At 59.1% G+C, this 1,352-nt stretch carries 2 protein-coding genes; both read left to right on the forward strand.

Annotated features, from left to right (window positions below):
• The coding region (locus EJA72_RS29035) for a hypothetical protein (RefSeq protein WP_218574374.1) at positions 1 to 217 on the forward strand (217 nt) is incomplete at its 5' end.
• 673 nt (positions 218 to 890) lie between these two features.
• Positions 891 to 1,220 carry a DUF6124 family protein gene (locus EJA72_RS18835; RefSeq protein ID WP_157712916.1) on the forward strand — a complete coding sequence of 110 codons (330 nt, stop codon included), beginning with the start codon at positions 891 to 893 and terminating at the stop codon, positions 1,218 to 1,220.
• The last annotated feature ends 132 nt before the right edge of the window (positions 1,221 to 1,352 follow it).

The following is a 1,352-nucleotide window of genomic DNA, read 5'->3' on the forward strand; positions in this document are numbered from 1 at the left end:
TGTTCGACTGCGTCGAACGGCGCTGCGCGCCACTCCCCGGATGAACACCTCCACTCAGCCTCCCGACGGGGCGGGTGGATCAAGATCAAAAGCTGCAGGCGAGCTGACACTCGGCCTGTTGAGTGGTGAAGAGCAGCGTGCGCGCGCGACCTGCTTTGCTCTTCGCTCTTCTGTAGGAGCGAGCTTGCTCGCGAAAAACGTCCAGACAACGCGTTAATCCAGACAGCCCGCGTCATCGTTCACGACCATCGCAAGCAAGCTAGCTCCTACAGTTGATCGCGTTGCAGACGAAGGCGGCCTGCCAGCCGACCATTCCCCCGTCGATGCCCCGAATCCCTGTAGGAACCGAGCTTGCTCGCGAAGGCGGCCTGCCAACCAACCAATCTCCCACGGATGTACACCAATCAAATTGTGGGAGCGAGCCTGCTCGCGATTACGGTATCCCATTCAGCACTGACGTTGCCTGACACGCCACCATCGCCGAAACACCGCCCGGAGCAAGGCAACTCCCACCATTTTTATATAGCTATCCAGGGATGTGTTTAAGCATGTGTAGGAACACTCGATGAAAGCTACAGATCCTTGCGCCATTGCCTACACCTACGCCAGAATCCGCCGGCTTGTGCGCTTGGCCCCTGGTCTCTATCGTCACTGTGTCGCTGCCCATCAGCGACCGGGTTTAGCGATCCGACCATACATAGGCGCTACAACGCCCCAGCCTGAAGTGCAGCCCTTTGCGTCTGCAATTTTGTGTCATGGCGGCTGTGCGTGGGAGACCTTCGGGTCTACCCGGGCTTCCTATGTCCCGGATCGCTAACCTGCGTACAGCTGCCACCCTTACTTGTTTAGCGATAGGTCATGGTGGTTCCAGTTTCCATAGGAGATTTTCCATGCCCAAGCCAACCCCCAATCCTCCCGAATCAAACCCCGAAAACACCACCGCCAAAAGCAAATCCGACCTTCACCTAAAACCCACCCTCCTCAAAAACACCAGCCCCCACAATCCCAGCAGAATGTTCACCCTCACACCCAACATCGACACCCCCAGCCTGCTGGCCCACGCCTGCGAATCACTGGCCTCCGCGAGCATCATGGCCAGTGATTTCGCGGTGTTTGTGGACGGCCCACAGCGCAGCATGCTGCTCGGCATCCAGCAAGTCATCATGCTCGCCGACCTGGCCGTCAACCAGGCCCTGGACAACCTGGACCCGCCAGCCTGACCCCAACACCCTTGTGGCGAGGGAGCTTGCTCCCGCTGGACTGCGCAGCAGTCCCATCACCAACCAACGCCGTACACCAGACACACCATGAGCAATCTTTTTGGGGCCGCTGCGCAGCCCAGCGGGAGCAAG

Source organism: Pseudomonas sp. PB120 (genome assembly GCF_009761815.1).
Taxonomy (GTDB): domain Bacteria; phylum Pseudomonadota; class Gammaproteobacteria; order Pseudomonadales; family Pseudomonadaceae; genus Aquipseudomonas.

Excerpts from the sequence above, each read along its gene's own strand:
- EJA72_RS18835 (WP_157712916.1), top strand. The coding sequence starts at position 891 with ATGCCCAAGCCAACCCCCAATCCTCCCGAATCAAACCCCGAAAACACC.